14 protein-coding genes and 1 tRNA gene are annotated in these 16,337 nt (G+C 58.0%); 10 read left to right on the forward strand and 5 right to left on the reverse strand.

Annotation, left to right across the window (positions count from 1 at the left end; all coding sequences use genetic code 11):
- Positions 1–113 precede the first annotated feature (113 nt).
- The 10 genes from JOF46_RS04115 (at position 114) to JOF46_RS04160 (ending at position 11,587) form a co-directional block, all read left to right on the forward strand.
- A complete protein-coding gene (locus tag JOF46_RS04115) occupies positions 114–1,679 on the forward strand; it encodes an ABC transporter substrate-binding protein (protein ID WP_209906155.1) in 1,566 nt (521 codons plus the stop codon).
- Positions 1,680–1,795: 116 nt separating this feature from the next.
- A complete protein-coding gene (locus JOF46_RS04120) occupies positions 1,796–2,680 on the forward strand; it encodes an ABC transporter permease (RefSeq protein WP_209906156.1) in 885 nt (294 codons plus the stop codon).
- Positions 2,680–3,633, forward strand: a complete 954-nt coding sequence (locus JOF46_RS04125) for an ABC transporter permease (RefSeq protein ID WP_209906157.1) — start codon at positions 2,680–2,682, stop codon at positions 3,631–3,633. Before JOF46_RS04120 ends, JOF46_RS04125 begins: the two co-directional genes overlap by 1 nt.
- A 4-nt stretch (positions 3,634–3,637) precedes the next feature.
- Positions 3,638–4,492 carry an ABC transporter ATP-binding protein gene (locus JOF46_RS04130; protein WP_209906158.1) on the forward strand — a complete coding sequence of 285 codons (855 nt, stop codon included), beginning with the start codon at positions 3,638–3,640 and terminating at the stop codon, positions 4,490–4,492.
- A complete protein-coding gene (locus JOF46_RS04135; protein WP_209906159.1) occupies positions 4,489–5,292 on the forward strand; it encodes an ATP-binding cassette domain-containing protein in 804 nt (267 codons plus the stop codon). Before JOF46_RS04130 ends, JOF46_RS04135 begins: the two co-directional genes overlap by 4 nt.
- 46 nt (positions 5,293–5,338) lie before the next feature.
- Positions 5,339–6,703 carry an alpha/beta hydrolase domain-containing protein gene (locus tag JOF46_RS04140; RefSeq protein ID WP_281070086.1) on the forward strand — a complete coding sequence of 455 codons (1,365 nt, stop codon included), beginning with the start codon at positions 5,339–5,341 and terminating at the stop codon, positions 6,701–6,703.
- 66 nt (positions 6,704–6,769) lie between these two features.
- Positions 6,770–7,867: an ArsR/SmtB family transcription factor gene (locus tag JOF46_RS04145; protein ID WP_209906161.1), complete on the forward strand. Its 1,098-nt coding sequence runs from the start codon at positions 6,770–6,772 to the stop codon at positions 7,865–7,867.
- Positions 7,868–8,684: 817 nt separating this feature from the next.
- Positions 8,685–9,893 (forward strand): acyl-CoA dehydrogenase family protein, encoded by a 1,209-nt coding sequence (locus tag JOF46_RS04150; RefSeq protein WP_209906162.1) that lies wholly within the window; start codon positions 8,685–8,687, stop codon positions 9,891–9,893.
- Positions 9,894–10,202: 309 nt separating this feature from the next.
- Positions 10,203–10,274 (forward strand) — tRNA-Gln (locus JOF46_RS04155).
- Positions 10,275–11,125: 851 nt separating this feature from the next.
- Positions 11,126–11,587 (forward strand): DUF6069 family protein, encoded by a 462-nt coding sequence (locus tag JOF46_RS04160; protein WP_209906163.1) that lies wholly within the window; start codon positions 11,126–11,128, stop codon positions 11,585–11,587.
- 238 nt (positions 11,588–11,825) lie between these two features.
- Here JOF46_RS04160 and JOF46_RS04165 read toward each other — a convergent pair whose 3' ends face one another.
- Genes JOF46_RS04165 through JOF46_RS04185 form a run of 5 tightly spaced genes read right to left on the reverse strand, consistent with a single transcriptional unit; the run spans position 11,826 to position 16,303 of the window.
- Complete coding sequence (locus tag JOF46_RS04165; protein WP_209906164.1) at positions 11,826–12,197, reverse strand: hypothetical protein; 372 nt, start codon at positions 12,195–12,197, stop codon at positions 11,826–11,828.
- A gap of 51 nt (positions 12,198–12,248) precedes the next feature.
- A complete protein-coding gene (locus tag JOF46_RS04170) occupies positions 12,249–13,232 on the reverse strand; it encodes a glycerate kinase family protein (protein WP_209906165.1) in 984 nt (327 codons plus the stop codon).
- 10 nt (positions 13,233–13,242) lie between these two features.
- Positions 13,243–14,175, reverse strand: coding sequence for a 3,5-dioxohexanoate:acetyl-CoA acetone transferase (gene kce, locus JOF46_RS04175; protein ID WP_209906166.1), 933 nt, complete (start codon positions 14,173–14,175; stop codon positions 13,243–13,245).
- A gap of 16 nt (positions 14,176–14,191) precedes the next feature.
- Positions 14,192–14,971 (reverse strand): SDR family oxidoreductase, encoded by a 780-nt coding sequence (locus JOF46_RS04180; RefSeq protein ID WP_209906167.1) that lies wholly within the window; start codon positions 14,969–14,971, stop codon positions 14,192–14,194.
- Between the two features lie 36 nt (positions 14,972–15,007).
- Positions 15,008–16,303 carry an MFS transporter gene (locus tag JOF46_RS04185; protein WP_245347997.1) on the reverse strand — a complete coding sequence of 432 codons (1,296 nt, stop codon included), beginning with the start codon at positions 16,301–16,303 and terminating at the stop codon, positions 15,008–15,010.
- Positions 16,304–16,337 lie beyond the last annotated feature (34 nt).

Below are 16,337 nucleotides of genomic sequence, written 5' to 3' on the forward strand. Positions count from 1 at the left end.
CTTCAGTTACCGCGGTCGCGGTAACTGAAATGGGCGTCACATTCGAAACCCCCTACTCTATTTGAACCCCCACTCGCGGGCTCCCCACCTGGAATTTATTGAAAGGCTGCGCCATGAATTCGAAACGTAGTGCCGTAACGATCGGTATGCTGCTCTGTGCCGCAATGGCACTCTCTGCCTGCGGCGGTGCAACAAGCTCTGATGGTGCCGTGGCATCCAACGAGCCGGTCACCGGTGGTGAGCTTGTCGTAGCGTCACTCCCATCGATGATCGACCCATATGTCACAACCTCGCGGTCGAACTGGATGGTTGCAGCCTCAACGTGTGAAGGCCTCTTCGCCAACGCAGCGAACACCTCGGTGGAAAACGGGCTTGCCGAAAGCTATGAGTATGACGAAAAATCCGGTGTTTACACCATCACGATTCGTGAAGGCATCAAACTTCATAGCGGCACCGAACTAACGGCAGCCGACGTGGTCGCCTCGCTGAAGCGCTATGGAGGCGCAGATGCAGGCAAGCTTTTCAGCTCATTGACCAAGGAAATTTCCGCGGTTGACCCGCTGACCGTTTCCATCTCCACGAACCAACCGACGGGTGCAATCCCGGCGCTGCTGGCAACACCGGACACTGGCGCCTACATTATGTCGGCTGCCTCGCTGGAAGCATCCGGTTCAGAGGACCTGACTTCACTGGATTGCACTGGTCCTTACAAGTTGGACAGCTTCGCCACCGACCAGCAAGCCGTGATCTCGCGTTTTGACGATTACGCTACGCGCAGCGAAAAAGCAGATGGTGCAGCCGGGTCCAAGAAAGCCTATGCTGACACGATTAAGTTCGTCCCCTTTAACGACGCCAATGCCCTGAACCAAGTTCGTACCGGTCAGGCGCACATCGTTCCACAGTTCATGAGCATGGATCAGCTTTCTGTTTATCAGGCGGATCCATCGCTGAAGCCAGTGGTGAGTGAGGGTGCTGGATTCTCGATACTTCAGCTGAATAACAAGTCGGGTCTGATGGAAGATCTGAAAATGCGTCAAGCGGTTCTGAACTCCGTAGATCCAGTAACTATTGCCACTCAGCAGCTTGGCGGGACCGAATACTTTGCTGATGACTCGAGCCTGTTCCCCAAAGGCTCGCCATGGTATTCGAATGCCGGTGCAGATATTTACAAGAACAAGAATGTTGATGCAGGTAAGGCTCTGTTGCAAGAAGCAGGATACGACGGCACTCCCGTCCGTGTACTCTACCGCCCCGATTCTGATGGCTACGGCCCCCTGCTCAAGCAGCAACTCGAAGGCATCGGTTTTACCGTGGACCTACAGGCCATGGACGCAGCCACATTCGGCTCTACCCGTACTGATCCCTCCAAGTGGGATATTTTCCTTGCCGGCGGTACCGCCTATTCGGACCCGCTGACAGTTGTGTTCCTCAACGACGATTTCCCGGGATGGTGGTCCACAGATGAAAAGAAGTCGTTGATGGCTGATGTCACTGCGGGTAAAAGCATCGAAGCCCGTTTGCCGGCCTGGAACAAAATGCAACAGCTCATCTGGGACGAGTTGCCATTTGTAAAGCTCGGGCACGAACCGCGGCTGAGCGTAATCGGAGCCAATATCGGTGGGTTTGAACCAACGCAAGGAACTGTGCGCGGCTTCTACAACGTATGGATTGGCAACTAAACACCACATGAGGGTGTGGGTGGGTGGTTCCGTCTCAGAGCGCTTCATGAAGACGGGGCCACCCACCCAAGTACAAGAAATATTGCTGTTGATCGTCCGCGGATAAGAAGAGAAACATGAAACCAACATTCAAGGCCTTGCTAAGGGACCCCTCGGCAATGACGGGTGCAGCCATCATTTTGATGGTGGTTTGTCTAGCACTGTTAGCGCCAGTTCTTGGCGGAGACCCAAATTTTGTCGATCCGGTAAACCGGTTGAAGGCACCTCAAGCGGCATTTCCGCTTGGTACCGATGACCAAGGGCGCGACATGTGGACCATGGTGCTCTTTGGGGCACAAACTGCACTCGGAATCTCCGCACTTTGTACGGTCTTGGCTGTAGTCATCGGTTACCTTATCGGAATCATCTGCGGGTACTTTCCAAAAGTTGATGCAGTGGTCATGCGCATCATCGATGGCATGATGTCGTTCCCAAATATCATTTTGGTCATGAGCTTGGTTGGCGTACTTGGCCGGGGTGTTGGGCCAGTAGTCTTCGGACTGACAGTGGTCTTGATTCCGCCGATTGCGCGAGTGGTTCGTTCGGCATCACTCAGCATGAAATCAACTGCCATGGTCGAATCTGCCCGGGCAATGGGTGCCAAAGACTCCTGGATTCTTTCCAAATACGTTGCTCCCGAAGCTGTCTCTGTCCTGATCGTTCAAGCAACAATGGGCTTCGCTGCAACTGTGCTCTCCATTGCCGCGTTGAGCTTCTTAGGTATTGGGATCCCACCCGAAGTGCCGAGCTGGGGTGCAAGCCTCTCGGCCGCACAAAAATACATCGCTGTTGCCTGGTGGATTGGTGTATTCCCCGGTGTGGCCATTCTGGTTACTGTATTGGGCCTCATTCTTCTAGGCGATGGGCTTCGAGACTCGATGGATCCTCGAGCCCGCCGAATCGCGGGGCTCGCCAAACTCAAGACACTTTCCAAGGTGACAGCAAAGGAGGGACAGCACTAATGCTCAATTACATTTTCAAGCGCCTATTGGCCTTGCTGCCAACCATTGCCGTACCCATGGTTCTGCTCTTCATATTGCTGCGGCTGACTCCCGGAGACCCTGCCGCAGTCATCCTTGGCGAAGAAGCCACCGCTACCGACATTGAAAAGCTTCGTGAAGAGATGGGACTCAATCAACCCATCATCCTTCAATTCATTGTCTGGCTCGGGCGTATGGTCCGATTTGATTTTGGTGACTCGATATTTCTCCGGGCCCCGGTGAGCGAGCTAGTCCTTGCTGCAGCCACAGTAACCGCCCAACTTGCCGTTCTGGCATTGATTGTTGCCGTCTTGCTTGGCCCGCTTCTGGGCGCGATTGCTGCATCAACCAAATCAAGAATTGTGGATAAGGCCATGGTGGTTGGTTCGGCGGTCGGCATCGCCATGCCGACTTTCTGGCTGGCCATCCTGATGGTTTTGGTGTTTGGTGTGATCTTTCGTTGGTTCCCTGTCGCCGGCTATGTGGCCCCAACGGAAAACTTCGTTCAGTTTCTCTCCTTCATGGCGATGCCGGCACTGGCGTTGGGTGTCTTGGAGGCAGCCACGCTCTTCAGGTATTCACGCAATGGCGTCTTGGATGCGAAATTCCAGCCTTTCGTCAATACTGCACGTGCCCAGGGCATTGGTGAAAAGACGATTACTGGAAAGTACGTATTCCGTGCAGCGTTGGTACCGGTCGTTACGGTGGTTGGGCTGTCCATGGCTTCATTGCTCGGAGGTGCGGTGGTTACCGAAAACGTCTTCTCGCTTCCAGGATTGGGAAAGCTCCTGCTGACAGCAGTAGATCGCCGTGACTACCCGCTCATTGAAGGATGCATTTTTCTCATTGCCATCATCTTTGTGATGGTGAATCTCTTGGTGGATGTGGTCTGTGCACTGATTGATCCGCGTATTCGTTTAGACAGCAAGGATTAGCGCCATGAACGTAGGTGAAAAAGTGTTGCTTGAAGTGTGCGACCTGAACGTCGACATCCTTAAAGCACAAGGTCCAAGCAGAGTCGTACATTCGCTGAGCTTCTCGCTTGAAGCGGGGAAGACACTGGGTGTTGTTGGTGAATCCGGTTCCGGGAAATCCATGACTGCTACGGCCATCATGGGGATATTGCCGGATGTGGCAGTTGCTTCGGGCAAAATCCTGTACAAGGGCATAAATCTGCTCACTGCGACTAGTGCCGAGCGGCGCAAACTGAGTGGTTCCGAGATTGGCTTCATTTTTCAAGAGCCAATGAGTGCGCTGCACCCGACGATGACCATTGGCGAGCAAATGATTCGCCCTATGCGTATGCACTTGGGCCTGAGCAAAAAACAGGCACGTGATCGCGCCAGCGATCTGCTGGATCTCGTGGGGATTCCGCCAACGCGCGGTGTACAGGGATCCTATGTACACCAGCTCTCAGGGGGTATGCGACAACGCGTCATGATCGCCATGAGTATTTCTTGCAATCCGGCCCTGCTGATTGCAGATGAACCGACGACCGCACTGGACGCCACAATTCAAAAACAGATCCTGGACTTGTTGCTGAAATTGCGCGACGACCTCGATCTGGCATTGATCCTGATCAGCCACGACCTTGGTTTGGTTTCGCAATATACCGACGACGTAGTCGTCATGCTGGATGGCTACGAAATGGAGCAGGGTGCTACCCAAGAAGTCATTGCCAATCCGAAATCTGGTTACACACAAGGCCTGTTGGAAGCAGCGCCTCGGCTAGGTCGTCAACCACACCGACTCCCGGTGATTGATAAGTCCATCTATTCAAAGGTGACGATATGAAAACTGATCAGCTCGGAGCCCAAAATGACCTCGTCCTGGAGCTTACAAACGTAAGCAAAGAATTCATGCTCGGCGGCATGTTCAAGGGTTCTAAACACGTCGCAGTAGACAACGCCTCGCTTTCAGTCAAACGAAATCAAGTCGTGGGGCTAGTCGGGGAATCTGGATCCGGCAAGTCCACTCTGGGCAGGATCGCGATTGGTCTCATCAAACCCACCTCCGGATCGGTACGCGTTCTGGGACAGGACATCTTTGCCATGGGCAAGGACGAACTGCGTTTGTATCGTCGCAAGATGCAGATGATTTTTCAGGATTCATCAAACTCGCTCAATCCGCGGATGAGCCTGCAAGAGCTCATTGAAGAGCCGATGCGCGTACAGAATCTCTATTCAGCGGGGGAACGTCGCATGCGGGCTCGAGCCCTTGCAGATGAAGTTCAGTTGGCCGAGGGCTGGTTGGGACGGTACGCGCATGAGTTCTCGGGTGGCCAGCGACAGCGTATTTCCATTGCACGAGGTCTAGCGCTCGAACCGGAACTTATCGTTGCTGACGAACCAGTTTCAGCGCTGGACGTCTCTGTTCAGGCTCGTGTCCTGAATCTGCTCAAGGACATCCAAGAGTCGCGGAGTCTCTCGATGATTTTCGTGAGCCATGATATGGCCGTCGTGGAATTCATGAGTGATCAGGTAGCTGTGCTTTACAACGGGAAAATCATGGAAAACGGGCCAGCGGAAGATATCTTCGCCAACCCAAAAAGCGCATATACGCGTACATTGCTGGATTCCTCGCCCAGTCTCTAGCACCGTCACTTGCTGGCATCTGGCTTCAAAACAGGAGATTTAAAACATGACCACCTCACAGACCCTAGCTCCGTGCGCCCAAATTTCGGGTCCTATCCAGGAAACGGAGGGTAATCGAGCCGTCGTGCTCGAATCCTACGGAACAGAACGTATGCCAGCATATGGATACATACAGGAAGAGTATTTTGTCTCGGGTATTGCAGCCGAGGCTCCGTATCTCACACGTATCTTGGTTCGACGGCCCGAAGACATGGAGAAATTCAATGGTCGAACGCTCACTGAGGTAAGCCATATCTGGGGTGGAACTTCGGTCTGGCGCGCCTTCAACCGGGCGCTTATGCGTGAGGGATATATGTGGATCGAAATTGACTCGCAGGCTCCTTCAGCGCTGGATTTGATCCAGGGGGGTGACCCAGAACGATATCGAGACATGGAGTTTACGGCAGGGGAACTGGCAAGCGACTTCGCAGGGTCGATTCCCTTCACCGAGAACCCGACCCCTGAGATTCTTGCTGAACAATACGACGCATTCAAGGAACGATGGTGGCGAGCAACACCCCAGTCATTTGAAATAATTGCCCAGGTCGCACACGCACTTCGCGGGGGACTGCCGGGAATCAGGAATTCAGAAGTCAAGACGCTTCTCTTCGCCGGAATATCTCAGACTGGTGGTGTGGTTCGCCGCTTTGTTGAGAAGCACCACGCTGCCATGCGTCGGGCTGATGGAGGACCTCTCTTTGACGGATACCTACCCGGGGCCTCAGGAGGCGAAGCGCTACCGGATATAGACGTTCCGGTGATTGAAGTACTGGGTGAAGCAGAGTTCCAGTCTGTTCGCTGGGATTGCGGAGTATCTGGGCAAGTTCGTGGGCTGAGCCATCGCCGAGCAGATTCCGAAACATTCCGTCTTTACGAGATCGCAGGGATGGCACATCGGGAAACGCGCCATATGAGTCAAAAGGATGTACTTCGACTCAAAGATTGCCCGCTGCCTCCCGGAGCACATTGGTCGACCTTCCCGAATTCCCATATCTACGGATCGGTTCTTGGACTGCTTGCTGAATGGGCCGAGGGAATGCTCGTGCCGCCTCCTTCCCTATTACTTGAAACCGAGGGAAACACCGACACCATCTTGCGTGATCAGTGGGGCAACGCTCGTGGAGGTGTAAGAAGCACTTACACCGATGCGCCAACGTCGACTTTGGTAGCTGCGACGCCCATGGGTCGTCCCTCGTGGTACCACGGTAATGAGACACCGTTTGATGGACAGCAGTTGCAAGAGATCTACGGCAATGCTGATAGCTACCGTCGTGTCCTTGCTCAAGTTATTGATCGGCTGATGTTGCAAGGGTTTTTGCAACGTGTAGATGCCGAGGAACTGCGACTAGCTGCGGAGGAACTGCGCTTCTAAACGCGGTAGTTTCCCCGGGACCTGGGATGCTCCTGGTCGTCAGTCCCGGTCAGCTAAGCTCGTCTTATGCCGATCATCTTTGACCTGACTAACGTTGATCCTGCGAATGTTACTGTCAGGGTTTCAGAGATGGCCGAGATGATGGCCATGCTCCACTGCATTGCGGAGCCTGGCCATCATCTTGAATTGTCGCGAGAACTCAAAGCGGTTGATACCGAAATCTCTGCCCAGTTGAGACGAACCATGCATTCGTTCTCACCGCTGTGGGCGCGATTCAGATTCCGCGCATTGATGCCACTGAACACTAGCGATTACCAAAGCTTCGATTCGGAACTGGCAACCGTCGAGGCTCTACCTCTCGAGGCGTTTGTGCAAATGAGCGTTCAAGCGATCATTGGCGGTCGATCCGACCGTCCTATGGATGTCATGAACGACAACAACGATCGTGTTGATTTCTTAGAGATGTGTCGAACGCGGAGTGAAGAACGTGAAGAACTGGGAGCTCGGCTGGCTCACGATCCCGAGCTCTTCCGTCAGGTCTTGACTGCGTTTCTCCGGACTTTCCATGCCACTTGCTTTCGTGCGCGCTGGGAATCTGTTTCCGCTCGGCTCAAAGCCAGCGAAGTTGAAGTTCAACGAAGACTCGCAGGCGGGTCCGCTTCGATGGTGTTGGCCTCTTTGACGCCCGGAGCACACTTCTTTCCACAGACCGCTCAGGTAGCTTATGACAAACTGCAAAATGCCTTCGTTAACGGTAGCGGCCGCAAATTCGTCCTAGTCCCAAGTATCCTGACGAAGCCACACGTAGTTGTGAAGTACGACGATGAGTATTCGGGTTACGATGTGCCGATCATCGTGCAATTCCCGGTTTCCGACATGGGCGCGGTCAACAAGAGCATCCACGAAATCCAAAATCAAATGGCAGTGCTAGCCGACAGCACACGATTGGAGCTCTGTCGGCACCTCGTAAACGAATATTGCACCACCAGCGATCTGTCCAGACGGCTGGGCATTGGAGCTCCGCAGGTATCTCGTCATCTCCGGAAACTCAGAGAAGCTGAACTTCTTGAGTCGGTGCGGGATGGAAAAATGGTGAAGTATCGTCTTCGAATGAATGTTGTTTATTCCATTGGTTACGAATTTTTGACCCGAATCGTGAAGTAGCCCCACATGCTGAAAACGCCAAATGTTTCGTGGAAGGTGCCCGCGATTGCAGCCCAGTGAGTGTGTGGCTGGAACGCCACCAGTCGGCAAATGAAACACATCCGCACGGAAACCAGCGAACCTCGATGGGACTGCGCGGCGAGCAGGCGCTACCGGGGCCCTAATCCGACTTGCCCAGACGCGAGGGGTCGTCGCGGTTCAGGATCGACGCGAACCCGATTCCAGCATCTTGCAGGCAGCCTAAAGGTGATCCCGCCGTGTTTGAAGACGCCGCATCAAGTGCCCATGCGGCTGATGGGCCACGGCGGTGCCGGAAGAAGTCAACCAGCCCAGTGCACGTAAACACGCGTCACAAGGCGCAGAACCACAACTATCACGGTGATCAGTCGAAGCATGCGACTTGAAGCCCCATGGCGATGATCGCGAGCCAGGCTTTCGGCGCGGACATCAATCGGCAGCGGGGGACGGGAGGCGCATCATTCGTGGTCAGCTTGCGGAAATACGTGCTTCACGAGACCTCGCTGGTCGCCCGGCGGACTGACCCAAGGAGTGTCAAGGGTTGTACCGATCGACATGTCCTACGGCTGGGACCACGGTGATTGGTCCGATTCCGTGCGCCCAACGCGCTTGTTAGTGTGGTGTGCACTACAAAGACGTAGCGAATGTCCGCGGTGGGTCGAAACAATGCCCTGCCTCTTGCTTGGTCAATTGTTGGTGGCTCACCACTTCAGCCACTAGAGGCAGCCCGTTGTTCCTGTCCGATGGTGCTTTCTTGGCAACCACGCGTCCCTGATGAAAACGAAGAGAAAGATGGACCATGACCTCGGTTATTGACCACCCAGACTATTTCTTGCTTGATGCGGATCTCACCGATGCCGATCGGGCACTGCGTGACCGGGTACGGGCCTTTGGGCAGAACACCATTGAACCGATCATCAACGACTACTGGGAACGCGCAGAATTTCCGCACGAGGTCATTCCCGGTCTTCGCGACCTGGGAATCATTGGCACCTTCATCAAGGGGTACGACTGCCCGGGATTCTCCCGACAGGCCGCGGGCATCGTCGCCCGCGAAATGGGACGCATCGACGGTTCGGTCAACACCTTCCTGGGTGTGCACTCAAACCTTTGCATGGGTTCCATCTACATGCTGGGCAACGAGGAACAGCGCCAGCGCTGGCTGCCGCCCATGGCACGACTCGAAAAGACCGGCGCCTTCGCGCTGACCGAACCGACCCACGGTTCCGACTCGGTCTCCTTGGAGACGTCGGCACGCCTTGAAGGCGACACCTGGGTGCTCAACGGCCACAAGCGGTGGATCGGCAACGGCCACGAAGCAGATGTCATCGTGCTCTACGCCCGCGACGAGGCCGATGGACAGGTGAAGGCCTTCATCGTGGAACGCCAGGCCTCGGGCGAGTACCCCGCCGGCTACCGGCCGGAACCGATTGTCGGCAAGATCGGCAAGCGGGCCATCCTGCAGGCGGACATCGTGATCGAGGACCTGCGGATCCCGACCGAGAACCGACTGGAAAACTGTGAATCCTTTGCCGGGGTAAACCGCGTGCTGCAGGCAACCCGTGGCGGTGCCTCGTGGGAAGCCGTGGGGCACGGCATGGCCGCGTTCGAAATGGCTGCCAAGTACGCGCTGCAACGCGAACAATTCGGCGCACCGATCGCCAGCTACCAGCTGGTCCAGGAAAAGCTGGCCACGATGCTTTCGGACCTGACCAGCATGCAGCTGATGTGCACCCGCATGGCGGAGTTGCAGGAGCGCGACGAGCTGACCGCACCGATGGCTTCGCTGATCAAGATGACCACCTCGCGCAAGGCCCTGGCCATGTGCCGCGAAGCCCGCGACATGATGGCCGGAAACGGCCTCCTGCTGGAAAACCACGTTTCCCGCCACCTGACGGACATGGAAGTCGTCTCCACCTATGAGGGCACCGACTCCATGCAGGCGCTGATTGTTGGCCGCGACATCACCGGCATTTCCGCGTTCACGCGCAAGCAGTCAGCCAGGTAGCAGCTCGGCAAGAACCACCACGGAGCCCCGGAGTTCGGTACTCGTGAATTCGACGAAGCGGGAGCGCAGGAAACTGTGCTCCCGCTTCGTCGTGCTTGACGGGATTTGAATTTCCAAGGTGGCAGGTGACGGAGCGGAAGCGACCGCCGTCTGGCCGGCTCGGCCCCGCACCATGATCTCCGTGGGCCCCGCCGAGGGATTGACGGCGATTAGGTCTTACGTCGAAACTTGGGTAATGTTTAGGGGTCGAGTTGTACTAATGATTTCCTCTTTGATCCTTTTCGAAATCTGAAATCTACTGCAATTCATTGGGATATGGTGTAATTGGCAACACAACGGTTTCTGGTACCGTCATTCTAGGTTCGAGTCCTGGTATCCCAGCTTTTCCGGTAGTCAAAATCCGGCGCTGGACTTCCTTCATCAGTTTTCTCCTTTGACGCTTTCTATCTCTCGTGAATCAGGAATAAATCGACTGATTAAACGCAATGTTTATCGTCGATTGTTTGATCGGAAGTTATCGATAAATATGATTCCAGTGGGTGACGCCGCTGCTTGTTCCCGGTCCGCCCTTGACCGGAGCTCGTCAAGGACTTCTCGATACCCATGTTGCAGCCCATGATTTCCCGGTCGCTGCGCCCGGCCACGGCGTGGCGTTTTTTGCGCGGAGGCCAGTTCCAAGTGGCAGGGTTTCGCCGCAAACTCGATGAGTAGATCCCTCAGTATCGGCTTGTCAATGGAGAGGGTTCCATTGAAGTCGAGGAGCGCGCCGTCGAGGTCTGCGAGGCTCAAACCGGTTCCAATCTTGTCTTGTGAAAGCACTTGCCACGAGGGCCCGTATCGATGGGCAATCAAGAGTTCAAGGTGGCGAGCCAAAACGATTCCGAGTCCTCTGTCGATGACTCCGAACTTGGCGGCGGGTTGACTGAACGTGAACCCGACTGGCGCAAGGAGAGCGTACGGAGGACGAGGTCCTGCGAAGTTGAAGTCCCCGCGACCTGGGCCCATGGCTGTTGGGCACTCATCACCGGAGGCACGCATGCCCAGCGTGGAGTCAAAGATCAGCACGTTCTTAGACACCGGATGCTGCACTATCCGGATTTCGTGAGACATGCCCGATTCCAGAAGCGGCATGGGAAATTCGCTTCAGAAGGCTTGCAGACCCAACTTGCCCAATCGGGCGTACAGTGAAAATACAAGGGCATACAGACTTAGCGTCGAGGAGATGGTCAGCCATGACTGCTCATGTGCAGCCGTACAAAAAGTTCAAGATGCCGTTCAACTACGTGCAGGTTGTCATCGCGACTTTCGGGGCCGTGATCACGAGCATCTTTGTTTATTTCGTCAGCGAGGCAGCTGGCGCTTCCATGTATTTCAGCGGCGGCCTGTTCACGCATCTGACTTTCGGTGAGATTGTTGGCTTCATCGTCTTGCCGTTCGCCGTCCTTGGCTTCATTACCTTCTTGATTGGCAGGTCAAGGCCGGGATTCTGCAAGATCGCACAGTGGATCGGCGTAGCCGTTGCCGTACTTTCGATCGCCAACGCGATCCTATACGCCGCTGATCCGGCCAGCGGTATCGGGCTTGCCGTCATACACCTGGTTGTTGGTGCCTCTTGGTACCTTGCGGTGAACAACTCGAATAAGAAATACAACGAGGAGGCCGCGGCAAGCCAGGGTGAATTGGTTGCCACGTAGATTTCATAAGCGGGCAAGGGCGGCGCTGGTGCGTTCGGAAGGACGCCAGCGCCGCCCTTTGCGCTCTTACAACAGGGCCGATGAAAGGGGTCCCGCTCCGAGGCGGGGCAAGGCGGCACGTGTAACGCTCCGGTCAGCCATGCTGCTGTCCAGTGAGGACAGCGACCGGGTCTTTCGTTGCTCGTCGGCTGTCAGGGACTGTAGATGACCAGGAATTCGTAGTATTGGTAACTGCTCTTTACCCATTCCCCTGGACGGCGTTCACGAACGGCCTGGCGATGAAGGCCGAGTTCATGCCCAGGTGGAAGAAGATATGCCCCTCGACGGTTTCGTCATCGACCAGGACCGCCCAGCCTCGTCCGCTGGTTTCATCTCCTTCGTCGTCGCCGCTCCAGGAAAACTCGACGCCGGGCCGGCCTTCCCGCTCGCGCGGGCGGCAATCCATCCAGCCGCGCACGACGATGAAGCCGAACTCCCCGTGCCGGTCCCCTGAAAACTCGAGAAATGCCGGTTGAACCATGTCGATGGCATCCGAATCCCATTCGTCCATCTCGGTGATTCGCCAGCGGCCGGTCAAATGCGAGGCGGACCCCGAAGCACTTTGATTCATGGAAACCAGACTATCCAACATCACCACCAGGATGGGCGAGCGTGCGGACGTCTACCGCTGCACCGGGCTCCAAGCGCCAAGAAGCTCGCGGGCAATCTGCGCGCCGGCGGCCTGCATGTGCATCTTGTCTGTGGCCACCAGGACCTGGGTGAAGGCATCGCGCGGAGCGTCCTCGGAGACCGAACCAACCACGGCATAGACCGGGGTTCTCCTGCTGCGGGCCATGATGACCGAAATGATCTTGCCCTGCAGGGTCTGGGAATCCAGCCGACCCTCGCCCACCACCACCGCGTCTGCTTTCGCGACGGCTGCTTCGAAGTCCAAAGCATCGAGAACGAAGTCAGCGCCGGAAACCAGTTCGGCGCCGAAGCACGCCCAGAGTCCGCCGCTGAATCCACCGGCCGCGCCTGTGGCCGGAACGCCCCGCGGGTCTCGCGGCAGTGTTGAAGCAAGTTCGTGCAATCGAGCGGTCAGCAACGACACCTCGTCGTCGCTGGCTCCCTTTTGCGGGCCGAAGACCACCGCTGCGTCCTCGAAAGCCGTGGTGACATCGCTGAGCACCACGACCTGCGCGCCGCGCAGCCCGCCGTGCTCGGTGATCGCCGCACACGCACCGGCCCCGCCATCGGTGGTGGCCGAGCCGCCGGCGGCGACCACCAAATGCCTGGCGCCGCGATTCACCGCATCGACCATGAGCAGCCCGGTGCCGTAGGTGTCGGCCGTGAGCGCATCCCGCCCGCCCGGCGCCGGCAGCGTGATGCCGCTGGCTGCGGCCAGGTTGATGTAGGCGGTGCCGTCGGCGCCGAGCGAATAGGCGGCCTGCATCGGATCCCGCCAGGGACCCATGGTGTCGGCCAGGATGCGCTCGGCACCGAGGGCGGCACCGAGGATTTCCTCGGTGCCTTCCCCTCCATCGGCCACCGGCAACTCCACGGCACTCGCACCGGTGGAACGGACACCGCCGGCGATGGCGGCGGCAACCTCGGCTGCCGTGAACGTGCCCTTGAAGCTGTCGGGGGCAATGAGGACCTTCATGGTGCCTTTCCTAGAACCCGACGTTTTCGCGGCCCTTGAGCTGCAGCATTTCGCGGGCCTCGTCGGGGGTGGCGACCTCGAAGTTCAGTGCCTCGAGGATGGTGCGGATGCGGGTGACCTGCTCGGCATTGGAGGCGGCCAGCTGACCGGGGCCGATCCATAGCGAATCCTCCAGGCCCACGCGGACGTGCGAGCCCATGGCCGCACCGATGGTGGCCAGCGGCATCTGGTTCTTGCCGGCGCCCAGGATCGACCACTGGTACGAATCGCCGAAGAGCCGGTCCGCGGTCCGGCGCATGTGCATCAGATCCTCGGGGTGCGCCCCGATGCCGCCGAGCAAGCCGAAGACAGACTGGACGAAGAGAGGGCCGCGGGCCAGCCCGCGCGCCTGGAAGTGGGCGAGGTTGTTCAGGTGCGAGATGTCGTAGCACTCGAACTCGAAGCGGGTGTCGTTCTTGTTGCCGATCTCCAGGATCTTCTGGATGTCGGCGAAGGTGTTCTTGAAGACCAGGTCCCGAGAGTTCTCCAGGCCCTCGCGTTCCCAATCGTGCCCGAATTCCGTGAAGCGATCCAGCATCGGGTAGAGGCCGAAGTTCATCGAGCCCATGTTCAGCGAGGCAAGCTCCGGCTTGAACTCGATCACCGGGCGCATGCGTTCCTCCACGCTCATGTGCGGGGAACCGCCGGTGGTGATGTTGATGACAGCGTCGGTGTTGGCCTTGAGCTTGGCCAGGATGGGCTCGAAGTGGGCAGGATCCTGGGAGGGCCGGCCGTCCTTGGGATCGCGGGCGTGCATGTGCACGATCGAGGCCCCGGCCTCGGCGGCGCCGATGGCCGCGTCGGCGATCTCGTCGGCGGTGACCGGCAGGTGCGGGGACATGGACGGGGTGTGGATCGCGCCGGTGACGGCGGAGGTGATGATGACCTTGCGTGTATTTGCCATGATGGTGTCGAAATCCTTAGTAGAGCTTTTCGGTGTTGCCGTCCACGGCCATGGCCTGGCCGTTGATGCTGCGGGCCATGGAACTGGCCAGGAAGACAGCCATGTCGGCGATGTCGCCGGCCTCGACCAGTCGGTTCAGCGAGGACTGGCGGTGGTAGAGGTCTGAGACCTCCTCAAGGGGGCGGCCCAGCATGGCGGCCTTGGCCTCAATGACGGCTTCGATGCGCGGCCCGTTCACGGCACCTGGACAGATGGCGTTGACGCGAATGCGCTCCTCACCGAGTTCGATGGCGAGGGTCTTGGTCAACCCGATGACCGCCCACTTGGACGATGAGTAGGCACTACGCCCGGCCATGCCCAGACGCCCGGCGGCCGACGATAGATTGACGATGGAGGCGTCGGCGCTTTCGCGCAGCAGCGGGAGCAGATTCTTGATGCAATAGAACTGGCCGTGCACGTTCACCTCGAAGGTGGACTTCCATGCCGCGGAGTCGAGGGTTTCGATGGGTCCGGTCGGCCCGGCGATGCCGGCGTTGTTGACCAGTACGTCCAGGCCTCCCAGCTCGGTGCGGACAGCGGCGGCGAGCTCGACGACCTGGGATTCGTCCGACACGTCGCTGACCGCCGCTGCGAAGCCGGCCGCCCGGGCCGCCTCAACGGCCGCCGGATTGATATCGGTGACAAAGACGTCCGCCCCGAGGTTCTTGAATGCGGTGGCAATGGACAGGCCGATGCCCGCCGCTCCCGCGGTGACCAGCACCTTGCGGTTGGTGAAGTCGAGTCTGCTGTTGTCCATGATGCTTGTCTTCCTGAAGGGGAGAATGGGGTGGATCTAGTGGGCTGCGACGGAGGACTTTGCAGGGTCCTCGGTGCCGCGCTTGAGCTTGCGGGTCAGCAGTGCGCCGATGGCACACATGGCGACGATGAACCAGAGGCCGGAGAGCTTGCTTCCGGTGGTTTCCTCCATGAAGCCCATGACGTAGGGGCCTAGGAACCCGCCGAAGAGACCCACGGTGTTCACGAAGGCGATGCCTCCAGCCAGGGCTGCGCCGGAAAGGCGGGTGGCGGGGTAGGTGAAGAGGATCGGCTGCAGGGCGAAGAAGTTGAAGGCGGCCAGGCAGAAGCCGAGCATCCCCAGGACCGGCCCGCCGACGGCACCGAGCGTGAATCCGGCAACGATGCCGACCATGGTGGACGTGGCGATCAGTCGGGAGCGCGAAGCGTTGGTTGCCAAGCGCGGCAGCAGCAGGGCGCCGGCGGCGGAGAAGATCCACGGGATGGAGGTCAGCAGGCCGATCTGGATGGTGTTCAGCGTGCCGTAGGTGCCGATGATCGAGGGGAGGAAGAAGCTCAGCGCGTAGACCGCGATCTGGTGCGTGAAGTAGATGGCCACGACCAGCAGGATCTGCTTGTCCTTGAGCACGTGGCGCAGCTTCGAGTTGCCCGAGGCCTTGGCCCCTGCAGTCTCTTCGGCCAGGATGCGGGCCTCGAGGTCTTCGGCTTCCTCGCGGGTGAGGAACCTTGATTCGGTGGGCTTGTTGGGAAGGCACTTCCAGACGACGAAGGCCAAGATGCAGGCGGGGATGCCCTCGATGATGAACATCCACTGCCAGCCGTGCAGGCCACCGAGCCCGTCGAGGGTCAGCAGCACGCCGCCCAGCGGGGCGCCGACGATGTTGGCGATGGAGACTCCGAGGAGGAACATGCCGTTGGCCTTGGCCCGGTCCTTGACCACGAACCACTGGGTGATGAAGTAGATGACGCCGGGGAACAGTCCGGCCTCGGCGATGCCCAGCAGCATGCGAAGGATGTAGAAGGACCATTCGCCCTGCACGAAGGCCATGCAGGCCGAGAGGATGCCCCAGGTGATCATGATGCGCATGATCCAGAAGCGGGCCCCGACCTTGTGCATGATCAGGTTCGAGGGGATCTCGGACAGGGCGTAGGTCAGGAAGAACAGCCCGGCGCCGATGCCGTAGGCCGTGGCCGAGATGCCGAGGTCGATCTCCATCCGGTCCTTGGCCATGCCGATGTTGGTCCGGTCGATGAAAGCCATGACGTACGCGGCAATCAGCAGTGGCATGATGCGCCGGAAAATGATCTTGTTGACGACTTCGGGTGACCGCATGGGGGTCGTCCTTGCTGTTGTAGGCATCTCAGTG

The sequence above is a fragment of the Paeniglutamicibacter psychrophenolicus genome, from assembly GCF_017876575.1.
Taxonomy (GTDB): Bacteria; Actinomycetota; Actinomycetes; order Actinomycetales; family Micrococcaceae; genus Paeniglutamicibacter; species Paeniglutamicibacter psychrophenolicus.